Genomic DNA, 17,521 nt, shown 5'->3' on the forward strand with positions numbered 1-17,521 from the left:
TCCTGCTCGACCCTAGCGTCATATTCACGCCCGAACCTTGAAAAAACGGGTATTTTTTTATGACCGGGGTGAGCGTGCATAGAGGGGTGCACTTGGTTTTGTGTCTTTTCAGCATATGGGGTGTGACACAATGAAGAAACTTCTTGGAGCCGTTTCCTTAGCTGCGCTTACGGCCGCCACGGCTTATGCACAATCAGCGGACAATGATGACGTCATTGTCGTCGTCGGGACCCGGTCAGAAGGGCGAACCGCCCTTGAAACCACCGCGCCCGTCGATGTCGTTGACGTCAGCGCGCTTGAGAACACCGGGATCACGGAACTGAATGCGGCGCTGGCCTACACGCTGCCCTCATTCAACTTTCCGAGCCCGTCCATCACCGACGGGACGGACCATGTGCGTCCGGCCACGCTGCGCGGCCTCGGCCCGGACCAGACGCTGGTCCTCGTGAACTCCCGCCGCCGCCATTCGTCCGCACTCGTCAATCTGGGCGGGTCTGTCGGACGTGGCTCCGCCGCCGTCGATCTGAACACCATTCCCACCTCCGCCGTGGGCTCGGTGCAGGTGCTGCGTGACGGCGCCTCGGCGCAATATGGCTCTGACGCCATTGCCGGCGTCATCGACGTCCAGCTGCGCGAAGCGAGCGAGGGCGGTCAGGTCAGCGCCACCTATGGCCAGTACGCCACCGATATTCCGCTGACCACGGGCGAACGCTCGGCCAGTGACGGCGACACGCTGAACGTGTCGGGCTGGGTCGGCCTCCCGCTGGGACGGGACGGCTTCCTCACCCTGTCGGCGGAGTATCTTGATCGCGAGCCCACCAACCGCGCCGGCCCGGATTCGCGTCAGCAATATCCCAGCCTGCCCGGCGGCGGACTGGATCCGCGCGAACTGAGCTTTGATCGCATCAATCACCGGTTCGGTCTGGCCGAGGCGGAAGCCTTCTCCTTCTTCGCCAATGCCGGTCTGCCGATCAATGCGACGACCGAGCTCTATGGCTGGGCGGGCTATCAGACCCGCGAGGGCGAGGCGGCCGGCTTCTACCGTCGCGCTCAGGACAGCCGCAACACGCCCGCCATCTATCCTGATGGCTTCCTGCCGCTCATCACCACCGATATCGAGGATTTCTCCGCGGTCGGCGGCGCGCGCGGGGAGTGGGCCGGCTGGGACTGGGATGCGTCCCTGGGCTATGGCCGCAACGAGCTGGGCTATGGCGTCGAGAACTCGCTCAACACCTCGCTGGGCGCTTCCAGCCCGACCTCCTTTGATGCGGGCGCGCTGATCTATGACCAGATCACCGCGAATCTTGACTTCGTGCGCTCGTATGATCTCGATGCGTTCGCCGGACCGCTCTCGGTCGCCTTCGGCGCCGAATACCGTCTGGAAGGCTATGAGATCCAGGCCGGGGAAGAGGCGAGCTACATCACCGGCGACCCGACCAAGGCCGGCGGCAGCCAGGTCTTCCCGGGCTTCCAGCCAAGCAATGAGATTGACGAGGATCGCGATTCCATCGGCGTCTATCTCGATCTGGAAGCGGATGTCACCGATCGACTGCTGCTGACTGGCGCGGTGCGGGCGGAAAGCTATTCCGACTTTGGTGAAACCGTGACCGGCCGGGTGTCCGCGCGCTATGAGCTGACCCCGTCGCTCGCCCTGCGCGGCGCGATCTCCAACGGCTTCCGCGCCCCGTCGCTGCAACAGGCCTATTTCACCTCGACCTCCACGGTGTTCACCGGCACGCCGCCGACGCCGGTGGAAGTGGGGACCTTCCCCGCCGACAGCCCGGTTGCGGCCGCTCTGGGCGGTGAGCCGCTTGATGCCGAGGAATCGGTGAACTATTCGGGCGGCGTCGTGTTCACCCAGGGCGCCTTCAGCCTGACGGTGGACGCCTACGCCATTGATATCGACAACCGGATCGTGCTGTCCGAGAACCTCTCGGGCGCGACGGTGGAAAACCTGCTGCAAGCCGCCGGGATCAATGGCGTCACCAGCGCGCGCTTCTTCATCAATGGCGTGGAAACCGAGACCCGCGGCATCGATATCGTGGCCACCTATGGCGTGGGTACGGAGCGTTACGGCGATTTCGACTTCACCCTGGGCTATAACCGCAACGACACGGAAGTGACCCAGGCGCCGAGCTCGGAAGTGCTGCCCGGCGTCACCCTGTTCGCACGCCGCGAGATCGCCCGGTTCGAGGAAGGTCAGCCTGATGACAAGCTGATCGCATCCATGACCTGGAGCCGGGGCGCCTTTGGCGGCGTGCTGCGCGCCACCCGCTTCGGCGAAACCGTGGATCCGGGTTCCGCGGCGGACGGTTCGGGCGATGAGGTTCTGGATCCGAAGACGATCGTGGATGCGGAGTTCTCCGCAGACGTGGTCGAGGGGCTGACCGTGTCGTTCGGCGCGAACAATCTCTTCGACGAGTATCCGGACGCCACGTCGCTGAACCCGAATCTGGCGGGCACGTTCTCGGACATCTTCCCGTTCTCCGGCTTCAGCCCGTTCGGCTTTTCCGGACGCTATGTCTACGGCCGCATCCGCTACACCTGGTAAGCTGAGGCGTTCGTGAAGACCCGACCCCCGCCGGAGCCCTCCGGCGGGGGTCGTTTTTTGTCGGGGTTCCGGGCAAGCTGGGGTGACATGCACGGGTTGCGAACCGAGCGCTCTGGGGGAGCCTGTGCCGCATTTGGATCGACGATCTTTCATGATGCTTGCGCCGACACTGGCGTGCGTCGCTACGACAGGAGCCAGCGCGATGGGCGGACCGGCCAGCCGAAACGATATTACCGACATTGCCGGATTGCGGGTCGGGCGCGCAGAGCATGACGGCGCGAACACCGGGGTGAGCGTCATCCTGTGCGACCAGCCCTTTACGGCGGCGGTGGATGTCCGGGGCGGCGGCGCCTGCACGCGCGAGACCGATGTGATGAATCCGGGCGGTCTTGTGGAGACGGTTGACGCGCTGGTGCTCTCGGGGGGCTCTGTCTACGGGCTGGCCGCTGCGGACGCTGTCACGGCGGCGATTGGGGAAGCCGGCGGGGGTTTTGCGCTCTTTGACATGCCGGGCATTCCCGCTTCGCCCATCGTGCCGGCGGCGTGCCTTTATGATCTCGCCAATGGCGTGGACAAGAACTGGGGGCGCACGCCGCCCTATCGGGAGCTGGGTTTCTCGGCGCTGGAGGATGCGCGCCAGGGCGGCCCGGTCCTGATCGGGCGCCATGGCGCCGGATACGGCGCCAGCGCCGGAACCCTGCCGGGCGCTGTCGGTTCGGCCAGCTGGCGCGGGGAGGACGGGGTGACCGTCGCCGCCTTTGTCGCTGTGAACTGCTTCGGCTCCGTGACCATGCCCGGCCAGGACGATGTCTACTGGGCCTGGCCTTTCGAGGTGGGGGATGAATTCGGCGGCCGTCGCCCGGATGTGAGCCGGCTGGCGGATCTCGAGGATTGGGGCGCGGCCAAGTTGAATCCGGGCGTGCGTACGCAAACCACCCTGGCGGTCGTGGCCACGGACGCCGCGCTGTCACGAGATGAGACTCGGAGGATGACAGTCATGGCGCAAGATGGACTTGCGCGGGCGATCCGGCCAGTACACGCACCCGTTGATGGGGATGTCGTGTTCGGACTTTCAAGCGGTGCGCGAGAAATCGAGGAGCCTCGAGCGATCGCTTTGACGCGTCTCGGGAATCTCGCTGCAGATTGCTTAACGCGTTCAATCGCGCGTGCGGTGCATGCCGCACGACCTTGATGAATGCGACAATAACTCCACAAATAAAATAACATAATTCTAAACAATTGAAATATATAATGAATATGCGTATTTCTCGCGCCAGGGGAACACTCGATTAAGAGGTCATTCACGGCTTAACCGGCATCTCTCCCATGAACGAGTTCACTATACTTGTGTTGGGGTATGAGAATGATCCGCATTTTAAGCGCAGTCGGTCTGGCCGTTCTGCTCAGCAGCGCGGCTTCCGCGCAAACCACCGAGCGTGATCTGGCCGTCGTTGGTCGCGCGCTCAGCTTCCTGGAAGGCGCGTCCGGCTCGGACCGGACGGTCGCCATAGTCTTCGACCCGGCAAGTGCGGCGGAAGCCGAAGCCCTGAACGCCGCCATGGCCGGCGGGCTCAGCGCGGGTCGCGTCACGCTGAACGGACAGCTTGTGCCGGTTGGCCAGGCGGTCAGCGGCGTGGACGCCGCCCTCTTCGTGGGCGGCGCGGCGTCGAACGCCGGCGCGGTTCAGGCCGCGACCTCGGCGGGCGTGATGACGGTCTCCACGGACATGGCCTGTGTTCAGGCCGGCAATTGCGTGATGGGCGTCCAGAGCGAACCGTCTGTCCGCATCGTGGTGAACAGCGCCGCCGCCAGCTCGGCCTCGGTCAGCTTCTCCACCGCTTTCGCCATGATGGTCGAAGAAATCTAACGCTGCCTCGGAAGGATTCGAGACGATGAAAAATACACTGCTTTATTCCGCGGCGGCGCTGATTGCGACCTCCGCAGCCGCCAACGCCCAGTCCATCGACTATCAGGTGATGAGCGAAATGTTCGGCGAGCCGGTGACCACCGGCGCCACCGGCGCGCCTCAGCGCTCCACCGATGTCCCGGCGACGATGATCATCATCACCCAGGACGATATCGCCAATGCGCCGGAATACGACATCCCCGGCATCCTGCGTCATTACAGCGGCGTGGATGTCGCCCGCTTCTCCATGGGCCAGGGCGAGGTCGGCATCCGTTCGGCGGCGTCTCCCTACACGCCGCGCCTGCTGGTGCTGGTGAATGGCCGCGAAGTGTATCTGGACAGCTATGGCTACACCGCCTGGTCGACCCTGCCGGTCAGCCTGGACGAGATCCAGCAGATCGAAGTGGTCAAGGGCCCGCAATCGGCGCTCTACGGCTTCAACGCGGTCGCCGGCGTGGTCAACATCATCACCCGCAATCCCGCGTTTGGCGACTACGCCAACGCCACCGCGGAAGTCGGCACGAACGGGTATCAGCAATATCGCCTGTCGGGTGGTCGCGCGCTGAATGACCAGATCGCGCTGCGCTTCAGCTATGGCCGCACCGATGGCCGCGATTTTGACGTCGAGCCGGACGCCACCGAGGCGGTGGGGCTGCGCGCCGCCAACCCGGATTTCTCTCGCGAGCATTTCGCGCTGGGCGGCTCGGTGCAGTTCACCGACAAGGTGGGCCTGACCTTTGAATACACCCAGTCTGAAGCTGAAGTGCTCGAGCTGACGTCCGTGTATTCGTCCGCCGCCAACGCCTATGACCTCACGTCCTATCAGGGCGAGCTCGGCGCGGACACGGAATTCGGCTACATCACGCTGAGCGCCTATCGCAACGAATCCCAGATCGCCTACAGCTTCGGCGACCTTGATGGCGAACTGACCTCGTTCAAGCTGCAGGACCTGATCAAGGTCGGGACCAACGACACGCTGCGCTTTGCGGTGGAGTTCCGGACCGCCAAGACCGCGTCCTTCCCCGATACGACCGCCGGTGATCTGAACTACGAGACCCTGGCGTTCTCGGGCATGTGGAACCACAAGTTCTCCAACCGGCTCGAGACCACCCTCGCAGTTCGCTATGACATGGTGGACTGGAGCCGTGACGGTAGCCCGAATCCGGCGCTCTATCCGTATACGCAGTCCGATTACGACGTCAGCTTTGAAGAGTTCAGCTATAACGCGGCTCTGGTCTACAAGCCCGAAGCGGGCGGCACGGTGCGTCTGTCCGCAGCGCGCGGCATCCAGGCGCCGACCATGTTCGACATGGGCTTCCTGCTGCCGGTGGGAGCGGCGGTCCTGATCGGCGATCCGGGCATCCAGCCGTCCATCGTGGACAATATCGAACTGGCCTATGATCGCAGCCTGTCCAACGGCGTGCAGCTGCGCACGGCGCTGTTCTGGCAGAACACCGATGACGTGAAGTCCTCTCTGGGCGGCGCCCCGGGGCTTTTCCCGCCGAACGCGCCGCTGCCGGCTTATGTCTTCGGCAACCGCGGTGAATCCCGCCTGTGGGGCTTTGAAGGCTCGCTGGCCGGCATGATCGGCGAGAATGTCGATTGGGATCTGAACTACACCTACAAATCGGTGGAAGACGATCTCGCGCCGTTCCCGACCAGCACCTTGCTCGATTTTGAAGGCATCACGCCCGAGCATACGGTCAACGCCCATCTGGGCTGGACGTCCGGTCGGATCAGCCTGGACGGCTACGCCAACTATGTGTCCGACACGACCATGCCGTTCCAGCCGGTCTTCGGCGCGGTGGCGTCGCGTGAGATTGACGGCCACATCTCCTTCTCGGGACGAGCCAGCTATGCGCTGAGTGACAATCTGGACCTCAGCCTGACGGCCCAGAACGTGAACTTCGGTGATGGCGAGCTCACCACGCCCGTCTACGAAACCGAGGCCCGCTACTGGGTCAGCCTGCGGGCGAATTTCTAACTGCCTGCCAATTCCGCCGTCCCGCATCCGCGGGGCGGCGGGATACGAGGGCGAGCATGCATAACCTATTAAACAATCAGGCTTAGGTTGGTGATAACCATATGCTCGCGCTGGGATTTAAAGGGGTCGCATAGTGATGTTCAAGCGTCTGAGTTTTAACGACTGGCCATTTTCGCTGAAGTTCGGCGTTGCGCCGGCTTTCGCGGTTCTGGCCCTGATCGGCATCGCCCTGATGGGTGGGTTCGCCCTGAACGGCGTTGCGAACAGCCAGCGGGACACGGTCGAGCGTCTGACCAATGTGATCGCACTGGACTCCCTGCGCACGGAGACCGAATCCCTGAACGCGGATGTCTATCAGACCCTGACCGCTGTGGCGGCGGGCCGACAGGTGGACGTGTTCACGCAATTTGACGGCTATATGGCCCGTGTGGGCGAGCTGCGCGCGCGCTTTGAAGGGATCCATCAGCGCTCCGGCGGCACGAATGAAGAGGTGTTCTCCAATCTGGACGAACAGCTTGAGCTCTATGCGGGCGGCCTCGAGGTTGTCGGTTCCATGCTGGAAATGGATTTCGCCAGCGCCGTGAGCTTCATCGAACCGTTTGACGAAGTCTTCGACCAGATGAACGCCGACATTGTCAGCCTGAGTGAAGCGGCGATCGCCGAGGCGAACGCCCGGGCGGAAGCTGCGAATGCGTCGGCGGCCCGCACCAAATGGATGTTCGGCATTGCGACCCTGATCGTCGCTCTGGGTCTGACGGCGGTGGCCTTCGGCTTTGGCCGTGCGGTCAGCCGCTCCGTGAAGTCCATCGCCGGCGCCACCCAGAAGCTGGCTGCAGGCGATTTCTCGGTGAATGTGACCCATCTCAAGCGCGCCGATGAGCTCGGCGCCATCGTTGAATCGCTTGAAACCTTCCGCAATAGCGGCGAAGAGGCCGCTCGCTTGCAGCAGGAAAGCCTGCGCGCCAGCGAGGCCGAAGCCGAGCGCGCACGCAAGATCGAACAGCTGGCGGCTGATTTTGACGCCGCCGTGGAGCGCACGCTCGAGGCGGTGACCATGTCCGCCAGCGCCCTGCAGGAAACCGCCGAGGTTCTCGTGGGAGCGTCGGCCAACACCACCAGCCGGGCCGGTGAAGTGTCGGGCGCGGGCGCGGTGGCGTCCGAAGCGGTCGCCACCGTGGCGTCTGCGGCCGAAGAACTGTCCGCCTCCGTTTCCGAGATCGCGGCGCAGGTCGAACGCTCGAGCGATGTGTCGGGGCAGGCGAAGGACCGGATGGAGCGCGCTTCGTCTGAAATGAGCCAGCTCACCGCAGCGGCCAACGAAATCGACCAGGTGGTCAAGCTGATCTCCGACATTGCCGAGCAGACCAATCTTCTGGCGCTCAACGCCACCATCGAGGCGGCCCGTGCGGGCGAGGCCGGCAAGGGCTTCGCCGTGGTCGCCAGCGAGGTGAAGACCCTGGCTGAACAGACCGGCCGGGCGACGGGCCAGATCTCCAACCAGATCACCCAGATCCAGTCCGCCACCGGCGCGGTGGAAAGCGCCATGCAGGAAGTGCGCGGCGTGATCGATGAGATGCTCAATGTGGCGTCGGCCATCAACGCTGCGATCGACGAGCAGCGCGCCGCGTCCACCGAGATCGCCAGCTCGGCCCAGAGCGCGGCGGCGGAGACCCAGCGGGTTTCGGCCAATATCGAACAGGTCAGCCGCTCGGCCGACGAGACCAGCTCCCAGGCCGGCACGGTGCAGGAAACCGCCGCCACGGTCCGCCAGGAAGCGGGTGGTCTGGCGAGCCGCGTGCGCGACTTCCTGTCCGCAGTTCGCGCGGCCTAGGACTTTCGCGACGGGGCCGGATGCGCGCCTGATCCCTTGTGATCCGGCCGTCTCCGGCCCCGCTGCATCAAAGGTGAGAAAAGCGCAGTCAGGACGCTTGCCAAGCCGTCAAGCCTTGGCTAGTTTCCGCGCCTCGCCGACAGGGACCTTAAGGGTTCCGGACGACGAAACAGGCGCCGGTAGCTCAGCTGGATAGAGCACCAGACTACGAATCTGGGGGTCGGGAGTTCGAATCTTCCCCGGCGCGCCATTCCTCCCAAAGAATATCTTGAATGCAGAGCTGTTGCGTTTCGCGGCGCAGGGTTCGCTTGTCCGCGCGATCGGTGTCGAGTGTCGCTCGCGACCCGTCGCATCGCCCGTTCCGGACTCTGCTCCTGGCGCTGAACCGATACGCCCTGCCTTCGCACCCCGAATTCTGATCAAGCAAACCTGCGCAGCCCGCACAGGGCGCTGAACGTCAAGACGCGGGCCCGCCGGAGCGGGCCCGCGTCCTGTTCATCTGTCCAAGGCGTTCAGCGGTCCTGATAGGCTTCCGCCTGGCTCTCGGCGAGATCGATCAGATCGCCCATGACCACGTGCATGTCGATCAGATGCAGGCCCCAGTCCGTCAGCACCTGACCGTTGGCGACCACGTCGCCGGTCAGGATGTCGGTGCGCGGATCTGACGGGTCGGCATTGACGGTCACCGACAGGTATTGCGCGCCATCGCGATTGACGCACTGGCCGCTGAGAAAGCCGGGCAGTTTGACAAAGCGGGCATCCACCTCCTGGGTCTCGGTCCAGCTCTGTGTCGCCATGTCGTACCCGTCCGAGCCATTGCTGAGATAGGAGTCCAGCATGACCGGGCCATCGCCCGTGAGGCTGGCGGGATTGACGCAGGCGATCTGGTTGGCCGGGTCCGGGCTGCGTCCGAAGCGCGTATTGGGCGGCGGCGGGACATCGTCGCGGAAGGTGACATAGGACACCACGCAGCCGGTCTGGTCCGCCTCGGTGCACAAGGGCAGGGCGCTGAAGTCGCCGCCCACGGTCTCGCCTTCAGGCACCTGGACGTTCCAGCCGATCAGATAGGCGGAAATGACCTGATCCTGGACCGGTTCGCCCTCGATCTCCTGATTGATCAGCGTCTGCAGCATGCGCGCGCCCTGGCTGTGTCCGACCAGGATGACGCCGCGACCCTCATTGTCGTGCTCGAGATAATGACGCCAGGCGTCGCGGACATCGCCATAGGCGAGGGCGCCGCCCGACATGGCGTCGCCATTGCCGGCCATGGCGGCGCGCAGGGCGGTCAGGGTCACCTGCCGGTAGAGCGGTGCAAACGGGCGACAGACTTCGCTGAAGCGGGCGAACTGGGCGTGCACCACGCCGCGCTCTTCCGGGCCGATCTCGAGATCGCTGTTCACGCCCGGATCGACCGAAACCGTCGGATAGACGTAAAAGCAATCCACTGCGGGGTCCTGTGCGGGCTGGTGAATATCCATGGTCACCGAGCCATCCGCCTGAACGACGGCAGCGTCCAGATCGACCGCGCACGCATCCTCGCGCCCCGGGCGGCACAGCCAGACCGAGCCGTCGCTGTAGTCCGGCGCGGCGCCCGCGTCGCCCTGTGCGTAAGCGGCGCCGGGCAATGCGGTTGCAGCGGACAGCAAAGCCGCCCCTGCCCAAGTGCGAATAAGGCCTCCTGATGTGAGCGCCATGATGTCCTCCCCTGTCAATATTTGTGTATCGGGTATGTAGAATTCTGACGCAGCTGCACTGAAATGTCGACATATAACGCCGTGTTATTGCGATTTCTGCGCGATCGCGGCATAACCGCTTCCTGAAAATAGAAAGAGCGGTATGGGTTGCCCGCCCGCCTGGGGAGAGTGTCATGACACGCGAAGCCGCAATCGTCTCAACAGCGCGCACGCCGATCGGCAAGGCTCATCGCGGCGCCTTCAACGACACCGCGCCGGACCGGCTGGCCGCTCATGTCATGAAAGCGGCGGTCGAGCGCGCGGGCGTGGATCCGCAAAGGCTCGATGATGTGATCTTCGGCGCGGGTAATCAGTACGGTCCTCAATTCTACAACCTTGCCCGCATGAGCCTGTTCACGGCGGGCCTGCCCCAGTCGCTGGGGGCGACCACGCTGGATCGCAAATGCGCCTCCGGCCTCACCGCCGTCGCCTTGGCGGCGCGCTCCATCATGGCCGATGATGCGGACATGATCCTGGCGGGCGGGGTGGAGTCGGTCTCCATGACGCGGCTGCCAGGCCTGCCCGATGAAAGCTGGCGGTCACAAAGCGTTATCGCCGCCGAGCCGGACGCCTATATGGCGATGATCGAGACCGCCGAAGTGGTGGCCGAGCGCTATGGCGTCAGCCGGGAGGCGCAGGACCGCTACGCCGTTGAAAGCCAGCACCGCGCGGCCGCCGCGATTGAAGCGGGGCGGCAGGCGGCGGAAATCGCGCCCTTGCCCACCGAGAAGATCGTGCGCGCCAAGGACGGGTCCGAAACCGGGCGCGAGGAAGTCAATCTGACAGCGGATGAAGGCGTGCGCCCGGACACGAGCTATGCGGCGCTCAGCAGTCTCAAGCCGGTCTGGAGCGGGGGCGAGGCTGTTGCGGAAGGCCGTTTTGTCACGGCGGGCAATGCCAGCCAGCTGTCGGATGGGGCGGCGGCGCAAGTGGTCATGGATCACGCAACCGCCAGGGCCGAAGGCCGCGAGGTGCTGGGCGTGTTCCGGGGCTTTCAGGTCGCCGGCTGCGCGCCGGACGAAATGGGCATCGGCCCGGTGTTCGCCATTCCGAAACTGCTCAAGCGCGCCGGTCTCGGGGTCGGGGATATCGGTCTGTGGGAGATCAACGAGGCCTTCGCCAGCCAGATCGTGTACTGCCGCGACCGGTTGGACCTGCCGTCAGACAGGCTCAATGTGAACGGAGGCGCGATCGCGGTGGGCCACCCGTTCGGCATGACCGGATCGCGCCTCGTGGGGGCGGCGCTGCTGGAAGGCCGGCGCCGGGGTGTTAGATATGTCGTCGTATCCATGTGCGTCGCAGGCGGCATGGGCGCGGCCGGCCTGTTCGAGCTGGTCGACTAGAAAAGCGGAGGAGACCGTCATGGATCTCGATTTCACCGAAAAGGACGAAGCCTTCCGCGAGGAAGTGCGCGAATTCCTGAACGAGAAGCTGCCCAAGCGCCTGTCAGACAAGGTGCGCTACGGACAGCGGCTGACCAAGGCCGACATGGAGGAATGGCACGCCATCCTCAATGAGCGCGGCTGGCTGGCGCCGCACTGGCCCGTGGAATGGGGCGGCACGGACTGGAGCGTGGTCCAGCGCTTCATCTTCGAAACCGAAACCGCCATGGCGCATGCGCCGCGGGTCGTGCCCTTCGGCGTGTCCATGCTGGGCCCGGTGCTGATCAAGTTCGGCACCGAAGAGCAGAAGAAACACTGGTTGCCACGCATCCTGGACGGGTCTGACTGGTGGTGTCAGGGCTATTCCGAGCCGGGCGCCGGGTCGGATCTGGCGAGCCTGAAAACCTCCGCCGTGCGCGAGGGCGACCATTACGTCATCAATGGCCAGAAGACCTGGACCACCCTGGCCCAATGCGCCAACAAGATCTTCTGCCTGGTGCGCACCAGCAAGGGAGGCAAGAAGCAGGAAGGCATTTCCTTCCTCCTCGTCGACATGGACACGCCCGGCGTCGAAGTGCGCCCGATCAAGCTGCTTGATGGCGATCACGAGGTGAACGAGGTCTGGTTCTCCGATGTGAAAGTGCCCGTCGAGAACCTGGTGGGGGAAGAGAACAAGGGCTGGACCTGCGCCAAATACCTCTTGAGCTATGAGCGCACCAATATCGCCGGCGTCGGCGCCTCCATGGCGGCGTTCGAGCGGCTCAAGGAAGTGGCGCGCACGACCCGGCGCAACGGGTCCGCGCTGGCCGAGGACCCGCTGTTCGCAGCCCGCATGGCGGAAGTGGAAATCGACCTTGAGAACATGCGCACGACCAATCTGCGCGTGCTCGACAGCGTCGGCCGCGGTCAGACGCCGATGGCGGAATCCTCGATGCTGAAAATTCGCGGCACCGAGATCCGCCAGAAAATCACGGCGCTCATGCGTCGGGCGGCGGGGCGCTACGCCCAGCCCTTCCTGGATGAAGCGCTGGAAGGCGGCTTCAACGGCGAACCGGTCGGTCCGGGCTGGGCCGCGCCTGTGGCGTCGCAGTATTTCAACAATCGCAAGCTTTCGATCTTTGGCGGCTCCAATGAGGTGCAGCGCGAGATCATCGGCAAATCGATGATGGGGCTCTGATCATGGATTTTTCTCTGGGTGATGATCGCCGGATGATGGCGGACTCGCTGTCGCGCTATTTCGCCGACACGCTGGGCTGGGAAGCCCGTCAGGCCGCGGCCGAAAGCGAAGCGGGTTTCAGCCGTGACATGTGGGCGGGCCTCGCTGAACTGGGCGTGCTGGGCATGCTGTTCGGGGAAGAGGCCGGCGGCTATGGCGGGTCGGCCTTTGACGCGGGCGCCGTGTTCGCCGAAGTCGGCAAGGCGCTCGCGACCGGGCCGTTCCTGGCCACGCTGCTCGCTGGCAATATCCTGGAGGCTGCGGGTGAAGCGGATCTTCTGGGCGAGGTGATCGCGGGCTCGAAGATCCTGACCTTCGCCGATGATCCGGCCATGGATGCCAATGGCGTCGTGACCGACCCGCTCAAGGCGGTCAAGGAGGGTGACGCCTGGCGTCTGACCGGCGCGAAAGGCGTGGTGGACTATCTGGGCTCTGCGGACCTGATCGTGGTGACGGCCGAGACCAGCGATGGCTGGGCCAGCTTCCTGGTCGAGGCGGACGCCAAGGGCGTCAAGCGTCGCGCCTATCCCCTGGTGGATGGCGGCGCGGCGGGCGAGCTGACCCTGGACGGCGCGTCTGCCCGGCTTCTGGTGTCCGGAGAGGACGCCATCTCGAAGGCGCGCGCGCTGGGGCTGGTCGCCACGGTCTGGGAAGCGGTCGCGATCATGGAAGTCCTGCGCGATGCGACCATCGAGTATCTGGGCACACGCAAGCAGTTCGGCGTGCCGATCGGCGCCTTCCAGGCGCTCAAGCACCGCATGACTAGCGTGGCGCTGGAAATCGAACAGGCGCGCTCGGCGGCCATCAATGCCGCGGCGTATTTCGCCAAGGACCCGAGAACGCGCGATCGCTATGGCTCTGCGGCGAAATACACCGCCGGCAAGGTGGGCGCCCTGACCGCCGAAGAGGCGATCCAGATGCATGGCGGCATCGGCATGTCCTGGGAAATGCCGCTGTCGCATTTCGCCAAGCGGCTGGTCATGCTTGACCATGTGCTCGGCGATGAAGACGCCCATATGGCGCGCTATCTCAAGCTCGCCAGCGCGGCCTGAGGCACAGACCGTCGGCGTTCCTATTCAAGGACGCCGGCGGTCACCCCGCCATCAATCACCATCATCTGACCGGTCATCCAGGCGCCCGCCTGACCGGCGAGGTAGACGGCGGCGCCCGCAATGTCGTCAGGCTCGCCCAGGCGGCGCAGGGGCGTGCGTCTGGACACCGCCGCCTCGGCCTTGGGGTCTTCCCACAGGGCGCGGGCGAAATCGGTTTTCACGACGCCGGGCGCGATGGCGTTGACGCGGATATTGTCCGGGCCCGCTTCCAGGGCGTAATTGCGCACGAGCTGGAAGTCCGCGGCCTTGGAAATGTTGTAGGCGCCGATGGTCTGCGAGCCGCGCAAGCCGCCGATGGACGAGATCACGATGATGGCGCCCTCCTTGGCCTTGCGCATGTCCGGCAGCGCCAACTGGATCAGCCAGTGATTCGAGATGATGTTGTTGTTCAGGACCTTCTGGAACTGCTCGTCCGTGATCCCGTCCATGGAGCCGTAATAGGGATTGCTCGCCGCGTTGCAGACCAGAATGTCCACCGGTCCGAAACCGGCGCGGGTCTTTTCAAACAGGGCTTGCAGTTCGGGCTTGGAGGAAATGCTGGCGGCGATCGCCAGCGCGCGGGTTTCGCCATGCTCTTCATTGATGGCGTTCGCCACGTCCTCACAGGCGTCCTGATTGCGGCTGGAGATCACCACGCGGGCGCCGTGGCGGGCAAGCTGTTCAGCGATGGCGCGGCCAATGCCGCGTGAAGAGCCGGTGATCACGGCGGTTTTTCCGGTGAGGTCGAAAAGCGTCATGGAAGGCGCTCCTTGCGCAGAGTTCAAAAAGAAAAGGGCCGGGCTGAGCCCGGCCCACAGAGGGGAGACGTCCCGGACCTAGAAGCGGGCTGTCAGTCCCAGCCGGTACACCCGACCCAGCGGGTTGCCGACATAGGGATCGTAGCTCAACTCCAGACGCGCGGCAGGCGGATCAGTGTCGAAGATATTCTCAACACCGGCCTGCAATTGCACATCCGCGCCGAAGGCGGCGAGATCCACCGTGCCCAGAAGGTCATGCTGGGTATAGGATTCCACCGTGCGTCCGAAATCGGTCGGACCGAATTCGGGCGTCTGGGTGCACGCCCCCGTGTCCGGACAGCGATTGTCGTCCACGCCATCGATATAGGTCAGCGAATAGGTCGCGTTGTAGCGGCCATAGGTGAAGCTCGCGAAACCGCTGGCGCGCCAGGGCGAGACCGTGCCTGGGGCGCGGTCATAATTGGCGAAGCCGGCCGCGTCATAGGAGCCGTCAAACGTCAGCCCTTCATAGACGAACTCGCCGAACTCGTACTTGGCGGTATAGGTGGCGTTCACCCCGCCGCTAAAGTCGAACGGACCGACATCACCGCGATAGTTGAGCGAGAAATCGAGACCGTTCGTGGTGACGTCCGGACCGTTCACGACCTGCACCAGGATGCGGGAGATGTCGTTCGCAGTGGTGCCGGCGGTGCAGCTGCCCCCGGCGAACACCACGAATTCGGTGAACGGGCTGGCGCAATCCACCGCCTGGGTGCCGTCCGTGACCGGGCCGGGCGCGACCGCGCTGGCGATGGCCTGAACCGGCAGTTCGGTGAACCGGCCTTCAAAGTCATAGTTCCAGAAATCGACGCTGGCGCTGAAGCCGCCCGATTCAAACAGAATGCCGAAATTGTAGGTGAAGGCGGTTTCCGGATCGAGATCGGGGTTGCCGGCGATCTGGTTGGCCTTGAAGGCGCCGCCGGCGGCGTCAATGCCCTCGACCAGGGTCAGGCCGTCGCCTTCCAGATCACTGGGCAGCGGCGCGCGGAAGGTGTCGCCGACCGAGGCGCGCAGGGCGACATTGTCGCTGACCTGCCAGCGCGCCGAGATCTTGGGATTGAAGGTGGAGCCGACCGGATTGCCATAGTCCTCGTAACGGACCGCGCCGGTCACTTCAAAGCCGTCAAACGGTTCGATCTGGGCTTCGGCGAACAGGGCGTAGACATCCTGCTCCACATTCACCGTGGAGTACTGGCCCAGGAAGATGAACGGCCCTGTCGGCAGGTTGTTGTCGTTGGGATCGTCCAGGCAGGAGCGATCCCCTTCAATTGCGCACGGGAAGCCGACCGGGTCGCTGAAGATGTTGGCGGGCAGGGATTCATATTCGGTGCGGCGGTATTGCGCGCCGAAGGCGTAGTCGATCTCCTGGCCGAACAGCGTGTCATAGCCGCTGAAGATCAGGTCGACGATGAACTGGTCCTCGGTCTGGTCGGTGCCGCTGGGCTGGTACATCCACTCGATCAGGGCGGGATCGTTCTCGTTGCCGGGCACATAGGCCGGATTGGTCAGCCCCAGGGTCGGATGGCCCGGCGCGGAATTGATGAACGGGTTGAAGTACTGGCACCCGTTCGCGCCGGGCGTGCTGCCTGTGCAGCTGGCGCCGCCAAAGCCGTTGATGGCTCGCTGCAGGCGGTCGCCGACGAAGTCGCGGACCGCATTCTTGCGGTTGGAGTGAATGAGGGTGGCGTAGAGCTGGGCGCTGAAATTGTCCGAGAAGTCATGCTCGAACCCGCCCGAGATGCGCCAGGCCTCGTTTTCCGCACTGCCCAGGCCCGCGCCGCGCTCATCAAGCGGATTGCCGCCAAGCGCGAAGGGGCGGAAGAACAAGATGTTCGACAGCGAGGACAGATAGGCGGGCGAGCCGGCCGGGAAGGTTTGCGCCAGATAGGCCGCATAGCCCGGGTTTGAGGCCGGCACGGAGAACGCATTCGCGCTGCCCGGGCCCAGCGGCCCCTGAACCGGCGGATAGCTGGGCGAACCGGCGTAATCGATCATTTCCATGCCCGCATAGATCGCCTCGGCGTGGAAGGTGGTGTTCGGGCCCAGATCCACATCGATCTGGCCATAGATCTGATAGCGATCCTCTTCTTCAACCAGATTGCTGAAATCCACATAGGAATAGCGGCAGACCGGGAAGGCGCTGGTCGGCGAGGTCGGGAAGGTTCCCTGGATGCCACCCATGGCGGTGCAGGTGTCCAGCTGTTGACCGTCAATGCCGATGCCCACGACGCCGAAGCCGGGAATGATCGGCAGATAGGTGCCCGGATTGGACAGGAAGGAATAGCCGGTCGGGTTCACGTCGTATTCGGTCTGGGTGAAGGCGCGCTCGGTATTGGGCAGTTCATTGCGCCGCTGCCAGCCGGCGCCGACCATGACATCCACATTGCCGAAGCGCTCGCCCGCCAGCACGCTGGCCTGGTAATTGCCGTCAGAGCCGTCGATGAAATTGTAGCTGCCGGACACTTCCACGCCTTCAAAGGCGTTGTAGGTCACGAAGTTGGCCACCCCGGCGATGGCGTCGGAGCCATAGGTCGACGCCGCGCCGTCCTTGAGGACTTCCACGCGCTGAACCGCGAAGAAGGGGATGAGATTGGTGTCGGTCGAACCGGTGCCGGGGCTGGAGATCGTCCGGCGGCCATTGAACAGCACCAGCGTGCGCTCACGGCCGAGGCTGCGCAGGTTGATCGAGCCCACGCCCTGTTCGGTGCCGGCGGCGAACTGGTTGGAATCGCCCAGGACCGGGCCTACCGACGGCAGGGTTTTCATGAATTCGAGCGGGCTGTCGATGCCGCGATTATCCAGCTCCTGAGCGCCGAACACATCCACCGGCAATGCGCCGTCTTCACCACGTCCGCGGATGTAGGAGCCGGTGATGACCACGCGATCAACCGGCATCGCGGCGTCATCAGATTGTGCAGGGTTGGCGCTCTCCTGAGCGGAAGCGGCCGAGACCGCCATGAAGGCCAGTGGCGCGCAAACCGCCCCCAGCATGAGCTTTGACTTGATCGTCATCGTGTTCTCCTCCCGACC

General features: G+C 64.4%; 11 protein-coding genes and 1 tRNA gene. 9 read left to right on the forward strand and 3 right to left on the reverse strand.

Annotation, left to right across the window (positions count from 1 at the left end; translation table 11 throughout):
- Nucleotides 1-130: 130 nt before the first annotated feature.
- The 6 genes from B2Z70_RS10600 (at nucleotide 131) to B2Z70_RS10625 (ending at nucleotide 8,522) form a co-directional block, all read left to right on the forward strand.
- The gene (locus B2Z70_RS10600) at nucleotides 131-2,551 is read left to right on the forward strand and encodes a TonB-dependent receptor plug domain-containing protein (protein WP_009802972.1); all 2,421 of its coding nucleotides are present in this window, start codon (nucleotides 131-133) and stop codon (nucleotides 2,549-2,551) included.
- Between the two features lie 151 nt (nucleotides 2,552-2,702).
- Entirely contained in the window at nucleotides 2,703-3,743 is a 1,041-nt protein-coding gene (locus B2Z70_RS10605) for a P1 family peptidase (RefSeq protein ID WP_292983147.1), read from the forward strand.
- A 171-nt stretch (nucleotides 3,744-3,914) separates the two neighbouring features.
- Complete coding sequence (locus B2Z70_RS10610; protein ID WP_009802974.1) at nucleotides 3,915-4,418, forward strand: hypothetical protein; 504 nt, start codon at nucleotides 3,915-3,917, stop codon at nucleotides 4,416-4,418.
- Between the two features lie 25 nt (nucleotides 4,419-4,443).
- Complete coding sequence (locus tag B2Z70_RS10615; RefSeq protein WP_292983149.1) at nucleotides 4,444-6,441, forward strand: TonB-dependent receptor plug domain-containing protein; 1,998 nt, start codon at nucleotides 4,444-4,446, stop codon at nucleotides 6,439-6,441.
- Nucleotides 6,442-6,577: 136 nt separating this feature from the next.
- Nucleotides 6,578-8,272, forward strand: coding sequence for a methyl-accepting chemotaxis protein (locus B2Z70_RS10620; protein WP_292983151.1), 1,695 nt, complete (start codon nucleotides 6,578-6,580; stop codon nucleotides 8,270-8,272).
- A 173-nt stretch (nucleotides 8,273-8,445) separates the two neighbouring features.
- Nucleotides 8,446-8,522: transfer RNA gene (locus B2Z70_RS10625), tRNA-Arg, on the forward strand.
- A 262-nt stretch (nucleotides 8,523-8,784) separates the two neighbouring features.
- On the opposite strand, the gene B2Z70_RS10630 is transcribed toward B2Z70_RS10625, so the two are convergent.
- On the reverse strand, nucleotides 8,785-9,966 hold the full coding sequence (locus B2Z70_RS10630) for a DUF3089 domain-containing protein (protein ID WP_292983153.1): 1,182 nt from the start codon (nucleotides 9,964-9,966) through the stop codon (nucleotides 8,785-8,787).
- Between the two features lie 173 nt (nucleotides 9,967-10,139).
- Here B2Z70_RS10630 and B2Z70_RS10635 point away from each other — a divergent pair, with 173 nt between their 5' ends.
- The 3 genes from B2Z70_RS10635 to B2Z70_RS10645 are packed head-to-tail and all read left to right on the forward strand — an operon-like array spanning nucleotide 10,140 to nucleotide 13,655.
- Entirely contained in the window at nucleotides 10,140-11,348 is a 1,209-nt protein-coding gene (locus tag B2Z70_RS10635; RefSeq protein WP_292983155.1) for a thiolase family protein, read from the forward strand.
- Nucleotides 11,349-11,367: 19 nt separating this feature from the next.
- Entirely contained in the window at nucleotides 11,368-12,564 is a 1,197-nt protein-coding gene (locus B2Z70_RS10640) for an acyl-CoA dehydrogenase family protein (RefSeq protein WP_292983157.1), read from the forward strand.
- A gap of 2 nt (nucleotides 12,565-12,566) precedes the next feature.
- A complete protein-coding gene (locus tag B2Z70_RS10645) occupies nucleotides 12,567-13,655 on the forward strand; it encodes an acyl-CoA dehydrogenase family protein (protein ID WP_292983159.1) in 1,089 nt (362 codons plus the stop codon).
- A gap of 20 nt (nucleotides 13,656-13,675) precedes the next feature.
- Here B2Z70_RS10645 and B2Z70_RS10650 read toward each other — a convergent pair whose 3' ends face one another.
- The gene (locus tag B2Z70_RS10650) at nucleotides 13,676-14,452 is read right to left on the reverse strand and encodes an SDR family NAD(P)-dependent oxidoreductase (protein WP_292983161.1); all 777 of its coding nucleotides are present in this window, start codon (nucleotides 14,450-14,452) and stop codon (nucleotides 13,676-13,678) included.
- Between the two features lie 78 nt (nucleotides 14,453-14,530).
- Nucleotides 14,531-17,503 carry a TonB-dependent receptor domain-containing protein gene (locus B2Z70_RS10655; protein WP_292983163.1) on the reverse strand — a complete coding sequence of 991 codons (2,973 nt, stop codon included), beginning with the start codon at nucleotides 17,501-17,503 and terminating at the stop codon, nucleotides 14,531-14,533.
- Nucleotides 17,504-17,521 lie beyond the last annotated feature (18 nt).

The organism is Oceanicaulis sp. UBA6590 (assembly GCF_002433705.1).
GTDB lineage: Bacteria > Pseudomonadota > Alphaproteobacteria > Caulobacterales > Maricaulaceae > Oceanicaulis.